The following is a 16,392-nucleotide window of genomic DNA, read 5'->3' as shown; positions in this document are numbered from 1 at the left end:
TTTCAAATACTCCCGCTCGGCAATGTTCAAATAAATTTGACATTGCCCTCGCTTATTCGTATCTTTGTAAATAGAAATTAAGAACTGCACCATGAACAGAACAGTAGCTCCTTCGATGCTCTCGGCCGATTTCGGACACCTGGAGCGCGATACCCGGATGGTTGACGCGAGTGCGGCCGAATGGGTCCACATAGATGTGATGGACGGCGTTTTCGTTCCCAATATTTCGTTCGGGTTTCCCGTGCTGAAAGCCATCCGCAAGGCGACGGCGAAGTTCCTCGACGTTCATCTGATGATCGTCAGCCCGGAAAAGTACGTGAAACGCTTCGCCGAAGCGGGCGCCGATCTGGTGACCATCCATTACGAGGCGTCGGACGATCCCGCGGCCTGCATCGGCCTGATCCGCGAAGCCGGGGTCAAAGCCGGCATTTCGATCAAGCCGGCGACCCCGGTCGAGGCGCTTCGCGGCGTGCTGCCGCTGGTGGATCTGGTGCTGGTGATGAGCGTCGAACCCGGATTCGGGGGGCAGTCGTTCATCCCCGGGTCGCTGGAGAAGATCGCACAGTTGCGCGGCATGGTGCGGGAGATGGGGCTCGAAACGATCATCGAGGTCGATGGCGGCATTTCGTCGCACAACGCCGCCGAGGTTTACGGTGCGGGCGCCGACGTGCTCGTGGCCGGCAACGCCGTCTTCGGCGCCGCGGACCCGCAGGCCGAGATCGTGAAGATGCTCAACGCCTGACGTGCCGGGCTGTCTCCGCGTCGAGCAGGCGGCGCAGTTTGCGCAGCAGCGCGTCGTCGCGGAACCATTCGGCGCCGTAGGTCAGGTTGAATCCGTAGTCGAAATCGGAGGGGTTCGCGCCCTGGTTGTGCTGGAGGATGGTCTCGGCCTTGTCGAGTGCCTTGACCCAGCGGGCTTCGGGCGTGGCGCAGGCTTCGTACTCCTCCCAGAGCGCCCGGATGCGCGCTGCGGCTTCATCGGGCAGCAGGGGTGTAATCCGGTCTATGGCTGCAAGTTCCGCCGCGGCTTTGGCCGCCGGATCGGATTGTTCGACGGCCGGGATGTCCCCTTCGTAAGCCTCCCCGAGGTCGTGGACCAGACACATCGCCAGCACCCGCTGAAGGTCGAGTTCCGGCTTCTCGTCCGCAAGGACCAGCGCCAGCAGGGCCAGCCGCCACGTATGCTCGGCGGTGCTCTCGGTGCGCCCGGCCGAAGTGCGGGCCGAACGCAGGACGTTTTTGAGCCGCTCGGCTTCGCGCATGAATTGCAGGTATCGTTCCAGTTTTTCCATATCCGGGATTCTGTTTCAGTGCCCAAAGATACGATATGTCGGATTAAATCGCTAACTTTGCGGTGTTTTTAGATTCGCCATGATTTCATTAGACAATCTCACCGTCAGTTACGGGGGCTGGACCCTCTTCGACAATATTTCGTTCCTGATCAATCCCAAGGACCGCATCGGCCTCGTGGGCCGCAACGGCGCCGGCAAAACCACGCTGTTGCGCATCATCACGGGCGAGCAGCAGCCCACCTCGGGCGCCGTGACGCTCAACGGCGACTGCACGATCGGCTACCTGCCGCAGACGATGCGCGTGGCCGACACCACGACGCTCGTGGAGGAGACCGCTAAAGCCTTCGAGGAGGTGTTGCGGCTCGAAGCCGAGATCGAGGCCCTGACGCGCGAGATCGCCGAGCGCACCGACTACGAGAGCGCCTCCTACGAACAGCTCCTGCACCGGCTGAACGACGCGCAGGACCATTATCACATCCTCGGCGGCGAGACCCGCGACGCGGACATCGAGAAGACCCTCTTGGGCCTCGGGTTCAAACGGTCGGATTTCGGACGCGCCACGAGCGAGTTCTCGGGCGGCTGGCGCATGCGCATCGAGCTGGCGAAATTGCTGCTGCGGCGTCCCTCGATCTTCCTGCTCGACGAGCCCACGAACCACCTCGACATCGAGTCGATCCAGTGGCTGGAGGAGTATCTGAAAAACTACAACGGCGCGGTGCTGCTGATTTCCCACGACCGGGCCTTTTTGGACAACGTCACGAACCGTACGGTCGAACTGTCGCTGGGGAAGATCACCGATTACAAGGTCTCCTATTCGAAATACGTCGTCCTGCGCGCCGAGCGCCGGGCGCAGCAGATGGCGGCCTACGAGAATCAGCAGCGGATGATCGAAAAGACCGAGGAGTTCATCGAGAAGTTCCGCTACAAGCCCACCAAATCGAATCAGGTGCAGTCGCGCATCAAGCAGCTGGAGCGGCTGGACCGTCTGGAGATTGAGGAGGAGGACCTCGCCACGCTCAACATCAAGTTTCCGCCCGCTCCGCGCTCGGGGCAGATCGTGGCCGAGATCAACGAAGCCGGGATGTCGTTCGGCGAGAAACATGTCTTCAGCGGCGCGAATTTCGTCATCGAGAAGGGCGACAAAATCGCGCTGGTGGGCCGCAACGGCGAGGGCAAGACGACCCTCGCGCGGATGCTGATCGGCCAGCTGACGCCCACCGAGGGGTCGATCCGGCTGGGGGCCAACGTCAACATCGGCTATTACGCCCAGAATCAGGACGACCTGATGGACGGCGATTTCACGGTCTACGACACGCTGGACCGCGTGGCGGTGGGCGACATCCGCACGCGTCTGCGCGACATTCTGGGGGCGTTCCTGTTCCGCGGCGAGGACATCGACAAGAAGGTCAAGGTCCTCTCGGGCGGCGAGCGGGCGCGTCTGGCGATGGCCCGCATGATGCTGGAGCCGCGCAACCTGCTGGTGCTGGACGAGCCGACGAACCACATGGACATGCGTTCGAAGGACATTCTCAAGAACGCCATCATGAAGTACGACGGCACGGTGGTCGTGGTGTCGCACGACCGCGAATTCCTCGACGGCATGGTGCAGAAGGTCTACGAGTTCCGCGACGGCGGGGTGAAGGAGTATCTGGGCGGCATCTACTATTTCCTCGAAAAACGCAAGCTGGAGTCGTTGCAGGAGGTCGAGCGGCGCGACGCTCCGGCCAAAACGCCTGCGAAGGGCGACGAACCGAAGCCGGCCGTATCCGGAAAGCTCTCCTACGAGCAGAAGAAGGAGCAGGAGAAGCAGTTGCGCAAAGCGAAAAAGGTCGTGGAGACGATCGAGGCGGAGTTGGCCGACATCGAGAAGCGGATCGCGGAGTACGATGCGAAATTCGCCGCCGCGGCCGAGTACGACGAGGCCGGCTACAAGGCTTACAACGAACTTAAAAACCGTTACGAGCATCAGATGCACGAGTGGGAGAAGGCGTCGTACGAATTGGAACTCATCGAAGAACAATACAATGGATAACCTGATTTTCGGGATTCGTCCCGTGGCCGAGGCGATCGAGGCCGGAAAGCAGATCGAGAAACTCTACATCCGCAAGGGCGCCGAAGGGCAGCTGATGCAGGAATTGAAGGACCTCTGCATCCGTTACCGGGTGCGTTTCCAGGAGGTGCCGGTCGAGAAGCTCAACCGCCTGACGCGCGGCAACCACCAGGGGGTCGTGGCGCAGACCGCGGCCATCGAATACGTCGAACTGGCCGACATTCTGGAGCGGGTTCCCGACGACGAAACGCCGCTCATCGTCCTGTTCGACGGGGTGACCGACGTGCGGAATTTCGGGGCCATCGCCCGTTCGGCCGAGTGCGCCGGAGCCCACGGGCTCATCGCGCCGCTCAAGAACTCCGCTCCCGTGAACGCCGAGGCCATCCGTTCGTCGGCCGGGGCCCTCACGACGATCCCCGTGTGCCGCGTGGGGTCGGTCCGCAATACGCTCAAACAGTTGCAGACCGAGGGTTTTCAGGTCGTGGCCGCCACGGAGAAGAGCCGTAAACTGCTCTACGACGCCGATTTCCGCAAGCCCACCGTGCTGGTGATGGGCGCCGAGGATACGGGCATCTCGAAAGAGGTGCTGAAACTCTGCGACGAGCAGCTGGCCATTCCGCTGATCGGACATATCGAGTCGCTGAACGTCTCGGCCGCCGCGGCCGTGATGCTCTTCGAGGTCGTGCGCCAGCGCATCGGGCCGGAGAACTGAAAGGAGGAAACGGAGTCCCGCCATTGCGAGGAGCGCAGCGACGCGGCAATCCTTGCGGCGTTACGACACTCTCCGCAGATGGCTGCGGCATCTGACGATGCCTCGCCATGACGAACGAATATGCAAAGCCGATAATCAAAATCATAATTCTGTGAAAGCCAAACTCGAATACTGCCTGCAATGGCTCCGCGACGGGGCCGTGCGGGTCGTGCGGTCGTATCCGGTCGAAACGCTCCTTGCGCTCTACGCCTGCATCCGGTGCCTGCTCACCTACGAACTCGATTGGAGCGAGGAGAGATTGTTCAACGGTCTCGCCCTCGTGCCGTTGTTCTTCGCCTTGGCGCTTGCCGTCAACAACCTGGCGGGGCGCGGACCGTGGCGAAAAGTCTATTGGGCCGTGTGGACGCCGATCGTGCCGCTGACGCTCTGGAGCGGGCTCGGGGCGTGGGTCGAAAGCGCTCCTTTCCGCATTTCGCTCGGCATACTGGCGCCGCTGCTGCTGTTGCTGAGCCTGCGGGCCGTGCGCAACGACCGGTTCGTCAACGGCGCGCTCGTCTGGCTGCGGTCGGGGCTGCTCGCCCTGCTGTTCGCCAACGTCGCGCTGGGGCTCTTCTATGCGATACTCTATTCGACGACCTATATCTTCGGCCTCGAGGGCAAATGGATCGAACACGTCGCAGTGTGGGCCGTCACCATCGTCGAGACGCTGGCCGTGCCGGTGCTCTTCCTGATGATGGCCGACCGCTGGCGGGGCGCCGAGATGATCGGCAACCGCATTCTCGAAATACTGCTGAACTACATCGTGACCCCCGCGCTGCTGATCTACACCGCCATCCTCTACCTCTACATGGCCAAGATCCTCTTCACGTGGTCGCTGCCCGAGGGCGGCGTGGCCTACATGGTCTTCGGCTTCACGATGACGGCGCTCGCCGTCAAGGCGCTGGACCGGCTGCTCGTCAAGCGGATTTACGACTGGTTCTTCGACCACTTCAGCCTCGTGTCGCTGCCGATGCTGGTGCTGTTCTGGATCGGCGTGGTGCGCCGCACGAACGAATACGGGCTGACCGAACCGCGCGTCTACCTCTTGGTGTGCGGCGGTCTGATGACCTTCTGCGTGCTGCTGTTCCTGTCGCAGCGCGCGGGCCGCTATCTGTGGGTGTGCCTTGCGGCATGGGTGAGTTTCGCCGTGCTGGCCTACGTTCCCTGCTTCGAGCCCGGGCGTATCGCCGTGCAGTCGCAGTTGCAGCGTGCGGAGCGGTTGGCGGAACGGCTCGGACGCCTTGGCGAAGACGGACGGCTGCTGCTGACGCCGGTGCTGCTGGCCGACACGGTTCATAAAAAGGAGTACCGGCAGCTCTACGAGTCGCTCGACTACATCCGCCGTGACAGCGCGGCTTTCGCGCGGTTCGGGGTGAAGAGGAACCTCGACGATCTGGCCGCGATTTTCCCCGAAGCGATGCGCGATTACGTGAGGTGGGGCTATGATTGGAGTCGTGTCGATACCGCTGTTGTTGAATGTGTCGATACCAATATTATTGAACTGGAGGCACCCGTCAATGTCCGGTTCGAGGTAAATGCGGAATATCCGCATTATTATACGAATCTCCGGAACTGGTACAGCGATGATAGCTATAATATCAGGAACGATACGCTTTGTCTGTATTTGGGGAAAGAGGGTGCCGTGTACCGGATTCCCTGTCGGGACTTGCTGGAACGCCAGCTGGAAAGGAGTGGATTCGATCCGGCCGAAGCGTGCGAGCCTACGCCGGAGCAGTTGTTGCGGCTGTTGGATTACCGCGATGACCGTTGCCGGATTCTGTTCGAAAATATTAAGTTGGAACGTACGGATTCTGCCGTTGTAATACAGGGAGTGTCGATCAATGCTGTGCTGATGCGATGACCTCGGTCTGGGTGCATCCCCGGTTGGGGGAGGTGACGCTTTCGCAGTCGGTGCGGGCGCGCCGTGTTTTGATCAGCGTGCGCGCCACGGGCGCCGTGCGGCTGTCGTTCCCCCGCGGGGTGTCGCAGAAGCGGGCTTTGGCATTTCTCGACGAGAAGGCGGAATGGATCGAAGCCGCCCGCGAACGGCTCGCCCGAAAACGCGCCGCGCTGCCTCCGCAGCTGCCGTCCGAGGAGCGGAAAGCCCGCGTCGAAGAGCTGCGCCGGGCCGCCAAGGCCGACCTTCCGGGCCGCATCGCGCGGCTGTCGGAGGCGACGGGGCTGAAATACGAGAAACTCTCGATCCGCGCCTCGCGCACGAAGTGGGGGAGTTGTTCGGGACGCAACCACATCTCGCTGAGCCTCTTTCTGATGACCCTCCCGGAGCATCTGCGCGACTATGTAATCATCCACGAACTCTGCCACACGGTCCATCACAACCATTCGCCGCGGTTTCACGCTCTGGTCGATCGGTTGGTCGGGGGATGCGAAAAAGCCCTTAACAAGGAGTTAAGGGCTTTCACGATTCGTTGATTTTCCGGGGTTACCGCTGTCCGAGCACCTCTTTCTCTCCCTTGTAGGTGAACGCCATGAAGACGATCGAGAGGGCGCAGGCCCCGATCAGCAGGATGAACGTCCAGTCCCAGCCGGCCTTGTCGGCCACCGAGCCGATCACGATGTTGGCCAGGATGGCCGTGCCGAGGAAGTAGCCGAAGAATCCGGTCAGTCCGGCAGCCGTGCCGGCGGCGTTCTTCGGGGCCAGGTCGAGCGCCTGCACGCCGATGAGCATCACGGGGCCGTAGATGAAGAACCCGATGGCGATCAGCGACATGGTGACGATGAAGTAGTTCGACGAGAACTGCCAGTAGAGGAAAATGAACACCGCGACGATCGCCATGAAGAGGATGGTCGGCAGGGCGCGGCGTCCGTGGAATACCTTGTCCGAGAGCCATCCGCAGATCAGCGTGCCGGGGATGGCGGCGAATTCATAGGCGAAATAGGCCCAGCCGGCCTGCTTGATGTCGTAGCCCTGCGCGTCGCGGAGGTAGGTCGGCGCCCAGTCGAGACATCCGTAGCGCACCATGTAGACGAAGGCGTTGGCGATGGCGATGAACCACAGCAACTTGTTGTTCAGCACGTACTTGAAGAAGATTTCGCGGGTCGTGAGCACCTCTTCCTGCTTGGCGCTGTAATTCTTCGGGAAATCGTTGCGCCACTTCTCCACCGAAGGGAGGCTGCACGACTGCGGCGTGTCGCGGATGAGCACGTAGGCCAGCAGGGCGATGAAGATGGCGACCACGGCCGGGAAAAGATAGGTGCCGATCAGAAAATAGAGCTCCGTATGGCCTCCGTAGAACCACGAGCCGAACCAGATGGCGCCGTAGACGGCCATCGGGCCGACCAGCGCTCCGCCCACGTTGTGGGCGCAGTTCCAGATCGACATCTTCGTGCCGCGTTCGTTGATCGAGAACCAGTGGGTCATGACGCGGCCGCACGGGGGCCAGCCCATGCCGTTGAACCAGCCGACCAGAAAGTTCAGGACCGCCATGAGGACGATGGCCAGCTGTTTGCGCTCCGGGCCGAGCAGCGTGACCGGGACGATCATGAACATCATCGACACGGCTGCCAGGACCAGTCCCAGCGGCAGGAACACGCGGGCGTTGCTGCGGTCCGAGACGCTTCCCATCAGGAATTTGGACAGCGCATAGGCTACGGCGTTCATCGAGAGGACGATGCTCAGTTCGCTCTGGTCGAAGCCGAGGAGCGTAAGTTCGGGAATCGCCATCGAGAAGTTCTTCCGGACGATGTAGAATCCGGCGTATCCGATGAAGATGCCGAGAAATACTTGCAGGCGCATGCGTTTGTATTTCGCATCCACCTTGTCGGCTTCCATTTCCGGTTTATACGCAGGGGGTTGCAGTAGTTTCCACATAGGGCAGGTTGATGGTTTTTAGCTCTTGTTCCGCCGGGTCCGCCGTGCGGTTCCGGATTTATCCCCGAAAGCCCCTCCTTGTTCGGGACGGGGCTTCGGGGGTATGATCGGTTTCCGACGGGTCAAGCTGGTTTATTTTTGCTCAAAGATATAATTTTTCGCCAGATCGGTGAAACTTTTCACCTGTTCGTCGATCCATGCCTGGTCGCGGCCCAGTTCGCGGGCCATGACCGCGGCGGCTTTCGGGGCTGCGGCCATCGCCTCGCGGGCATCGACGAACAGCATACGCACACGGCGCGCCAGCACGTCTTCGAGCGTGATGGCCATCTCCTCGCGCACGGCCCAGACCACCTCGGCCAGCGTGTAGCCGAATTTCTGCGAGAGCTTCTCGCCCAATGCGGGCTCCTGCTCGATCAGCCGGAGGATCTTCGGCTCGTCCGATCCGTAGACGTACATGTGGTCCGTGAGGTCGGGGTTCTTGCGGTAGCCGTGGATGCGGAACTTTTTGGTGACGCACTTGCGTTTGGGAAGTCCGCACACTTCGATGGCCTTGTCCACCGTGTCCTCGGCCATCAGGCGGTAGGAGGTCCATTTGCCGCCCGTGATCGTCACCAGTCCGTTGTCCGAGGTGATGACCTTGTGGCTGCGCGAAATCTCCTTCGTGTTCTTGCCCTCCTTCTTGGGCGCCGCCAGCGGACGCTGGCCCGCGAATACCGAGAGGATGTCCTTATAGGTCGGCGCCGGGTTCATGTAGAGTCCCGCGGTGCCGAGGATGAAGTCGATCTCCTCCTTCAGCGGGCGCGGCTCCTCCTCGGCGGTGGGGCGCACGATGTCGGTGGTGCCGACCACGACCTTGTCGTGCCAGGGCACGGCGAACAGCACGCGGCCGTCGGAGGTCTTGGGGACCATGATGGCGTAGTCGCTTTGCAGGAACTTCATGTCCAGCACGAGGTGCACGCCCTGGCTCGGGGTGACCATCTTGCGGTGCTCGGGGCTGTCCATGTGCATGATGTCATCGACGAAACAGCCGGCGGCGTTCACCACGCTGCGGGCCTTGAGGGTGTACTCCTCGCCCGAGAGGTTGTCTACGAACTTCACGCCGGCGACCTTGCCCGCCTCGTCGTGCAGAATGCCCGTCACCGTGGCGTGGTTGACGACCGTGCCGCCGTTCTCGACGCAGGTCTGCGCGAGGTTGACGGCCATGCGCGAATCGTCGAACTGGCCGTCGTGGTAGACCACGCCGCCTTTCAGCCCCTTTTCGACCGAGGTCGGGATGTATTTCATCACTTTTTTCGCCGAGATGAACCTCGAACGCCCGTAGCCGAAGCCGAACGAGAGCAGGTCGTAGAACGTCAGTCCGCAGAAATAGAGGAAATTGTCCCAGTAGCGGTAGTTCGAGATGACGAACGCCTGATCCTTCACCAGATGCGGGGCGTTGGCCTTCATGCGGCCGCGTTCGCGCAGCGCCTCCAGCACCAGCATCACGTCGCCTTTCTGGAGGTAGCGCACGCCGCCGTGCACCAGTTTGGTCGAACGGCTCGACGTGCATTTGGCGAAGTCGGTTTTTTCCAGACAAGCGACGCTCATGCCGCGCGTCGCCGCGTCCACCGCTACGCCCAGTCCCGTGGCGCCGCCGCCCACGACTACCATGTCCCAGATTTTGTCCTTTTCTGACAGTTTTTTGATTTGTGCCGCTCTTTCCATATTATAATGTAATGTTTATATGTTTCGTTTCGGAACAAAAGTACAAATGATTTCCGCCATTTCAAAATAAAAACGATTTTATTTTGAAATAATGCGCTTTGTACCGCTGTTTCTCCCGGAAAACGAATTTCTCCGGCCGGGTGAATCTATTTCGAATAATTTTCGTATCTTGGTCGAACGAAACAGCTAAATTTCAAATTACATATGAATAAATCCGGCGAAGAACCCCTTTTGAGCCTTCCCGAACGGCACAGCCGCATCCTCTCCCTGCTCCAGCAGAACGGCTCGATCTCGGTGACGCAGCTCTCCGAACTCTTCAAGGTTTCGGAGGTGACCATCCGCAAGGACCTGTCCTACCTCGAACAGCAGAAGAAGCTCTACCGCACGCACGGAAGCGCCATTCTCATAAGTCCCTACATCAGCGACCGCCACGTCAACGAGAAGGAGAAAAAGAACGTCGCCGAGAAGCGGGCGATCGGCGCCGCGGCTGCTGCGCTCGTCTCCGAGGACGATTCGATCATCATCGCCTCGGGAACGACGATGGCCTTCCTGGCCCGGGAGATCAAGCCCGTAGGCCGCCTGACGGTCATCACGGCGGCGGTTCCCGTGACGCAGATCCTCTCGCAGCACGCCGACGTGGATGTCATCCAGTTAGGCGGCATCACGCGCAGCAGTTCGGTTTCCGTGGTGGGGCCCTTCGCGGAGTCGATGCTGCGCAACTTTAATTGCAGCAAACTGTTCGTTGGGGTGGACGGTATCGACACGGATTTCGGACTGACGACGACCAACATGCTCGAAGCGTCGCTCAACGGCGCGATGATCAACGCCGCGCAGAAAGTCGTGGTGCTGGCCGACAGCTCGAAGTTCGGACGCCGGGGATTCAGCAAGATCTGCGACCTGGAGGCCGTGGACCGCATCATCACCGACAGCGGCGTGCAGCCTCTCTATCTGGAGCGTCTGCGCGAACGCGGAATCGAGGTGACGGTGGTGGATGTCTGATCCCCACTTATTATATAATAAAGAGCGGCAGGAATCCCTGCCGCTCTTTTCGTTGTTCGGGGTGAGCCTACTTCTTCAGCAGGGCCTGCAACCGCTCGGGATAGTCGGTGGTGATGTAGTCCACGCCCAGCCCGATGAAGTACTTCATGTCCTCCTCCGAATCCACGGTCCAGACGTTGACTTCGAGCCCCAGCTCGTGCGCCTCCTTCACCCATTGGGGATGCTTGCGCAGCACGCCCATCGAATAGTCGATGCCGGCCAGTCCTAACTTCTTGATGCTCTTGGGAGGCAGGTCGCCGTTGAGGTAGTAGATCCTGGTGTCGGGGAGGAGCTTCTTGAACGCCAGGCAGGCGTTGATCGAGAAGGCGATGATGTCCGTGCGCTCCAGCACCTTGTATTTTTTGAGTTCCCTGACGATCTTTTCGGCGGCGAGGTCCTCGCGGTTGTAATCCGAAAGCGACTTCATTTCGAGGATCAGGCGCGTGTCGGGTTTCGAGGCCACGAGCTTGAGGTAGGCGTCGAACGTGGGGATGTTCTCGCCGTTGGGCAGCACGATGGCCGTGATCTCCTTGGCCGTGGATTTCTCCATGTCGATGTCGGTGCCTTTGTACTTGCGGTCGTGGTTGACGATCAGTTTGTTGTCGGCCGTGAGCCATACGTCGATTTCCGAACCGTAGACGCCGACGGCATCGGCTTTGGTGAACGAAGCCAGCGAGTTCTGCGCCGACTCGGGGGCGGTCCAGTAGCCGCGGTGGGCGATCACCTTGGGCTGGGCGGCGACGGCGCCTCCTGCGAGCAGCAGGGCAGCCGAGAAAATGAGTTTTTTCATCATATCGTTTGAAATGTTGGTTGGCAGCTTGTGAAATGAAACCTCTACAAAGGTAGTAAACATTTCCGGATTTACAAGCCGAAAGTCGGTCGGAGCCGCTGTTTTCATTGTGCCGGGCTGCAAACGTTCCCGAGGCTGTTTTTTCATGAAATGGTCAATTTATGGTAGGAATTGCAAGAATTGTGCGCCGCAGGTTGCGGAATTTTTCCTATCTTCGTGCAATTCGAATCACTTAAAACCACATAAATAAGGAACCATGAAAGAAAAAGTCAGCAAGAAATTTTCGGAACTGTACGGTGAAGGCGCCATTCTGTTCGCCTCTCCGGGGCGTATCAACCTGATCGGCGAGCACACGGATTACAACGGAGGATTCGTCTTCCCGGGGGCCGTGGACAAGGGCATCGTCGCAGCCATCAAGCTCAACGGCACGGACAAGGTGCGCGCCTATGCGCTCGACCTGGGCGAGAGCTCGGAGTTCGGACTCGATGAGGCCGACAAACCGGCCCAGAGCTGGGCGTGCTATATCTTCGGCGTCTGCCGCGAGATTCAGAAGCGCGGCGGCAAGATCGGCGGTTTCGACACGGTGTTCGCGGGCGACGTGCCCCTGGGCGCCGGTATGTCGTCGTCGGCGGCGCTGGAGTCTACCTACGCGTTTGCGCTGAACGATCTTTACGGCTGCGGCATCGACAAGTTCGAACTGGCGAAGATCGGCCAGTCCACCGAGCACAACTACTGCGGCGTGAACTGCGGCATCATGGACCAGTTCGCGTCGGTGTTCGGTAAGAAGGGCAACCTGATCCGTCTGGACTGCCGTTCGCTGGAGTACGCCTATTTCCCGTTCGATCCGAAAGGTTACAAACTCGTTCTGCTCGACTCGCGCGTGAAGCACGAATTGGTGGGATCGCCCTACAACGACCGTCGCGCTTCGTGCGAGCGTGTGGCCAAGATGCTGGGACAGGAGTTCCTGCGCGGCGCCACGATGGAGCAGCTCGACGCCATCAAGGATAAGATCTCGGAGGAGGATTACAAGCGTGCCCGCTATGTGATCGGCGAGGAGAAGCGCGTGTTAGATGTCTGCGAGGCGCTCGAAAAGGGCGACTACGAGACTGTCGGCGAGCGGATGTACGAAACCCACTGGGGCATGTCGAAGGATTACGAGGTGTCGTGCGAGGAGTTGGATTTCCTGGCTACGGTGGCCAAGGAGTGCGGTGTGAGCGGTTCGCGCATCATGGGCGGCGGCTTCGGCGGCTGCACGATCAACCTGGTGAAGGACGAGCTTTACGACAACTTCATCGCCACGGCCAAGGAGAAGTTCAATGCCAAGTACGGCCACGAGCCCAAGGTTTACGAGGTGGTGATCTCCGACGGTTCGCGCCGCCTGGAGTAAAAACAACAGCTGGAAATGAAAATCCCCGTCCTGTATAGCCGGGGATTTGTAGGTAAACGAATATGCAGAAAAGAGTAAATATTTTGTTTTCAGATATTTAATTCTCTTTTCTGCATATGCTCCGAGCAATAAAATTGCACATTCGGGCAGGATTAACGGTGAGTTTTGTTACTATCCGTTACCTGCCCGAAATGCTTTTATTTGCATCAAAACATTCGTTTTCAGTTCGTTGCATCGAATTTCCGCATAACAAATAACTTGACTAAACGTTTAACAAATCCTCAAAGTTCAAGTTATTATGCAACGCAGCACGTTCAAAGTCCTTTTCTTCGTAAAAAGGCAGTCCGAGAAATCGGGTCAGGTTCCCGTTATGGGCCGTATTACGATCAACGGTACGATGTCGCAGTTCAGCTGCAAACTCACCGTTCGCTCCACCCTTTGGGATGCCAAAGCCAACAAGGCCTCCGACAAAAGCCTCGAATCGCAGCGTATCAACGAGAAGCTGGAAAATATCAAGACCAATATCGGCAAGCAATACCAACGTCTCTGCGACCGGGATTCATACGTTACGGCCGAAAAAGTCCGCAACGCCTTCCTCGGTATGGGGCGACGACTGCCGCCTGCTGTTGCAGACCTTCGACGAATACCTCGCAGGGTTTCTCAAACGTGTGTGCAAAGACCGCACCTATTCGAGCTATGACAATTACCGCACGCCGTAACCGCCTTGCCTCTTTCCTCAAATACGAATACCACGTCAAGGACATTCCTTTCAAAGAGTTGAAGCGGGATTTTATCGAAAAGTTCGTCGTCTATCTCTCCTCGGTACAAGGGATGCGTTCCGGTACGATCCATTCGACCATCAAGAAGCTGAAGTTGATGACCTATACGGCGTATAAGAACGGCTGGATTGCCGCCGATCCTTTCGCCGGGTTCCATGTCAGGCCTAAATACGCCGAACGGCGCTATTTGTCCGCTTCGGAACTGCAGGCCGTCATGGACGTCGAACTTCCCAACTACCGAACGGGCATCAACCGGGATGTCTTCGTCTTCTGTGCCTTTACGGGCCTGAGCCACGCGGACGTGGTGAAACTCACCCACGCGGACATCCATACGGACGATAACGGGGAGCGGTGGATTATCGACAGGCGTCAGAAGACAGGCACGCAGTTCCGTGTCAAACTGCTTCCCGTAGCTGAAATGCTCTACGACCGTTATAAAGACCCGCATCTGGAAAGTAACAAGGTCTTCCCGCTCAAAGGCACCCATAAGACGCTGAACATGTCCTTGCGGCATGTTGCCAGACATGCCGGTCTGTCGTTCAATCCGACGATCCACCTTGCTAGGCACTTGAATTTGTCTTTGCCTTTGAAAATGAGCGGTTTACAATCGCCAAATTTTCGACAGGTAACGATTTAGAAACGAGCGGAGTTCCGCATTTCTCCTCGTCTTGCATTAAATCAAAAGAACGCTTTACTATGGGACACAAAGATATGAAAAATACTTGGTTAAACAAACTGTTCTTTTGAGTTAATGCAGAACTTTCAGCACTATGGATAAAATTACTCATATTTCGTTTGTCTATAAGATGCAAATGAGCTATTTTTGTATAATCCAATAACATACAATAAAGATGAGCGAAAATACGATTGAATCAAAAAACATATATTCCATGTCGGGAATGAAATTTTTTATTCCCGATTATCAGCGTGGATATAGATGGTCTGCTTCCGAAGCAAAGCAAATGCTGAATGATTTTAAAGAATTCTGCAAACAAAAGAAAGAAGAGGGCGAATTTTATTGCCTTCAACCCATTGTGGTTAAGAAAAAGAGCTGGACGAAGGTTGAAAATGGTCAAACAATATCTATTGATGGTTATGAGATTATTGATGGCCAACAACGTCTGACGACTCTTTATATCCTATTAAAGTGTGTTGAGTTTGTAAGAAAAGTCCTTTTCCGCAAGTTTGAGATGTACTCGATAAAATATGAAACCAGATTGGAGTTCGATTCTCAGCGTTTTTTGGAAAACATAGATACTCCATCAGAGGATGCCAATAGCTTTATTGATTTTTATTACATGAGGATGGTATATGACAGCATGTCTGAATGGATGGAAAAAAATGACGAATATCAAAATGATATTGTATCTGCATTGTTGGCACAAAAGATAGATGATATCACCGGGATAGATAAGGCCAACAATATCCGAGTAATATGGTATGAAGTGACAGACGAAGAGAAAGCGACCTCCATTGACATTTTTACGCGCTTGAACATCGGCAAAATACCATTGACAAATGCAGAACTCATCAAGGCGCTGCTCCTCCGCCGCAGCAATTTTTCCACATCGGAAGCGTCCATGAAGCAGCTACAAATTTCTTCAGAATGGAATCAGATAGAACAAAGGTTGCAAAACGATTCGTTTTGGTATTTCTTGTGCAGGACTTCATGGCCGTTCAAATATGACAATCGCATAGAATTTATATTCGACTTGATGAAAAGTCGGAGTGTCGATTCTGAATTTTATTTTACTTTCAATGCCTTCAATAAGGAACTGGAGAAACTTGCTGACAACCCTGTTTGCACCACAGAACAAGCTAAAATTGAATGTGTCTGGCAGGAAGTAAAGCGTACATTTCAGACTTTTGAAGAATGGTACGAAGACAGAACTTTATATCACTACATAGGCTTTCTGATTGAATATGGAGCAGATATAAACGAGCTTATGAGAAAGTCTCTGGAAATGAACAAGGCGGAATTCTTGACGGATTACATAAAGGGAAACAAACTCAAAGGACTTATGAGAGGAATTAAATTATCTGACCTTAGCTATGGAGACAAGGAGGTCAAACAGGTGTTATTGCTTTTCAATATCCTTACGGTTTTGCAATCCAACAAGTCTGACATGCGTTTCCCGTTCAGTAAATATAAAAAGGAGAAGTGGGATATAGAACATATCAGTTCGCAGATAGACAAACGCATCAATGATGATGGACGACGTTTGGAGTGGATTTATGATATGCTTGAATTTCTTGTCGGTTCAACGGAAGCGGAAGAGGTGTCCGCATACGTGGACAGCCTGAAACAGGAAATCCAAAAAATTGAATCAAAAGAAAAGGATAAGGACATCACAAAATCCAAAGTTGATAGCAAGAAGGAAGAATTGGTACTGATAAACAGCATTGTAGCTCTGCATTCAAACAGCCAAAAGGGTAAAATCAATGATGCGGAGTTTGACGAGTGCTTTGACGCAGTGCAAAAATACTATGGTGAAGATAAATTGGAAGATAAAGACAACATCCGGAATCTCACCCTGCTGGATGCCCAAACCAACAGAGGATATGGCAATTCCTTCTTCCCTATCAAGAGAAAATGGATTATATCAAACGACAGCCAAGGCATATTTGTACCAATCGTCACGAAAAACGTTTTCTTGAAATACTATACAAAGAAAGGCAACAACTTGATGGTCTGGGACAAAACTGATGCCGAAGACTATATTACCGCAATGGAACAAGCTTTAAGCGAATATCTCAAACAGGAATAAT

12 protein-coding genes and 1 pseudogene are annotated in these 16,392 nt (G+C 56.4%); 9 read left to right on the top strand and 4 right to left on the bottom strand.

Features of this window, described 5'->3' with window-relative positions; genetic code table 11:
* Window positions 1-91: 91 nt before the first annotated feature.
* Entirely contained in the window at window positions 92-742 is a 651-nt protein-coding gene (gene rpe, locus NQ519_RS01840) for a ribulose-phosphate 3-epimerase (protein WP_026076330.1), read from the top strand.
* Here rpe and NQ519_RS01835 read toward each other — a convergent pair.
* On the bottom strand, window positions 732-1,292 hold the full coding sequence (locus NQ519_RS01835) for an HD domain-containing protein (protein WP_019149770.1): 561 nt from the start codon (window positions 1,290-1,292) through the stop codon (window positions 732-734). The two genes, rpe and NQ519_RS01835, sit on opposite strands and share 11 nt — an antisense overlap.
* A 79-nt stretch (window positions 1,293-1,371) precedes the next feature.
* Between NQ519_RS01835 and abc-f the strand changes: the two genes are divergently transcribed.
* The 4 genes from abc-f (at window position 1,372) to NQ519_RS01815 (ending at window position 6,526) form a co-directional block, all read left to right on the top strand.
* The gene (gene abc-f, locus NQ519_RS01830) at window positions 1,372-3,324 is read left to right on the top strand and encodes a ribosomal protection-like ABC-F family protein (RefSeq protein WP_019149771.1); all 1,953 of its coding nucleotides are present in this window, start codon (window positions 1,372-1,374) and stop codon (window positions 3,322-3,324) included.
* The gene (gene rlmB, locus NQ519_RS01825; RefSeq protein WP_019149772.1) at window positions 3,317-4,054 is read left to right on the top strand and encodes a 23S rRNA (guanosine(2251)-2'-O)-methyltransferase RlmB; all 738 of its coding nucleotides are present in this window, start codon (window positions 3,317-3,319) and stop codon (window positions 4,052-4,054) included. Before abc-f ends, rlmB begins: the two co-directional genes overlap by 8 nt.
* 151 nt (window positions 4,055-4,205) lie before the next feature.
* Window positions 4,206-5,954 carry a DUF4153 domain-containing protein gene (locus NQ519_RS01820; RefSeq protein ID WP_019149773.1) on the top strand — a complete coding sequence of 583 codons (1,749 nt, stop codon included), beginning with the start codon at window positions 4,206-4,208 and terminating at the stop codon, window positions 5,952-5,954.
* The gene (locus NQ519_RS01815) at window positions 5,951-6,526 is read left to right on the top strand and encodes a M48 family metallopeptidase (RefSeq protein ID WP_019149774.1); all 576 of its coding nucleotides are present in this window, start codon (window positions 5,951-5,953) and stop codon (window positions 6,524-6,526) included. The genes NQ519_RS01820 and NQ519_RS01815 overlap by 4 nt, the downstream gene beginning before the upstream one ends.
* 10 nt (window positions 6,527-6,536) lie before the next feature.
* On the opposite strand, the gene pgtP is transcribed toward NQ519_RS01815, so the two are convergent.
* Entirely contained in the window at window positions 6,537-7,925 is a 1,389-nt protein-coding gene (gene pgtP / locus NQ519_RS01810; RefSeq protein ID WP_026076331.1) for a phosphoglycerate transporter protein PgtP, read from the bottom strand.
* 132 nt (window positions 7,926-8,057) lie between these two features.
* Window positions 8,058-9,629, bottom strand: a complete 1,572-nt coding sequence (locus NQ519_RS01805) for a glycerol-3-phosphate dehydrogenase/oxidase (RefSeq protein WP_019149776.1) — start codon at window positions 9,627-9,629, stop codon at window positions 8,058-8,060.
* Window positions 9,630-9,833: 204 nt separating this feature from the next.
* Between NQ519_RS01805 and NQ519_RS01800 the strand changes: the two genes are divergently transcribed.
* A complete protein-coding gene (locus tag NQ519_RS01800; protein WP_019149777.1) occupies window positions 9,834-10,628 on the top strand; it encodes a DeoR/GlpR family DNA-binding transcription regulator in 795 nt (264 codons plus the stop codon).
* 67 nt (window positions 10,629-10,695) lie between these two features.
* Here the strand turns inward: NQ519_RS01800 and NQ519_RS01795 are convergent, their stop codons facing one another.
* Window positions 10,696-11,460 (bottom strand): glycerophosphodiester phosphodiesterase family protein, encoded by a 765-nt coding sequence (locus NQ519_RS01795; protein WP_019149778.1) that lies wholly within the window; start codon window positions 11,458-11,460, stop codon window positions 10,696-10,698.
* A gap of 253 nt (window positions 11,461-11,713) precedes the next feature.
* Here NQ519_RS01795 and galK point away from each other — a divergent pair, with 253 nt between their 5' ends.
* The 3 genes and pseudogenes from galK (at window position 11,714) to NQ519_RS01780 (ending at window position 16,391) form a co-directional block, all read left to right on the top strand.
* A complete protein-coding gene (gene galK / locus NQ519_RS01790) occupies window positions 11,714-12,844 on the top strand; it encodes a galactokinase (protein ID WP_019149779.1) in 1,131 nt (376 codons plus the stop codon).
* Between the two features lie 298 nt (window positions 12,845-13,142).
* Window positions 13,143-14,260, top strand: a pseudogene (locus NQ519_RS01785) (phage integrase SAM-like domain-containing protein).
* Window positions 14,261-14,474: 214 nt separating this feature from the next.
* Window positions 14,475-16,391: a DUF262 domain-containing protein gene (locus tag NQ519_RS01780; RefSeq protein WP_019149780.1), complete on the top strand. Its 1,917-nt coding sequence runs from the start codon at window positions 14,475-14,477 to the stop codon at window positions 16,389-16,391.
* Window position 16,392 lies beyond the last annotated feature (1 nt).

Origin of the sequence: Alistipes senegalensis JC50 (genome assembly GCF_025145645.1) — a bacterium.
In the GTDB taxonomy this organism is placed as follows: Bacteria; Bacteroidota; Bacteroidia; order Bacteroidales; family Rikenellaceae; genus Alistipes; species Alistipes senegalensis.
This window is presented reverse-complemented; position numbering and strand designations above follow the sequence as displayed.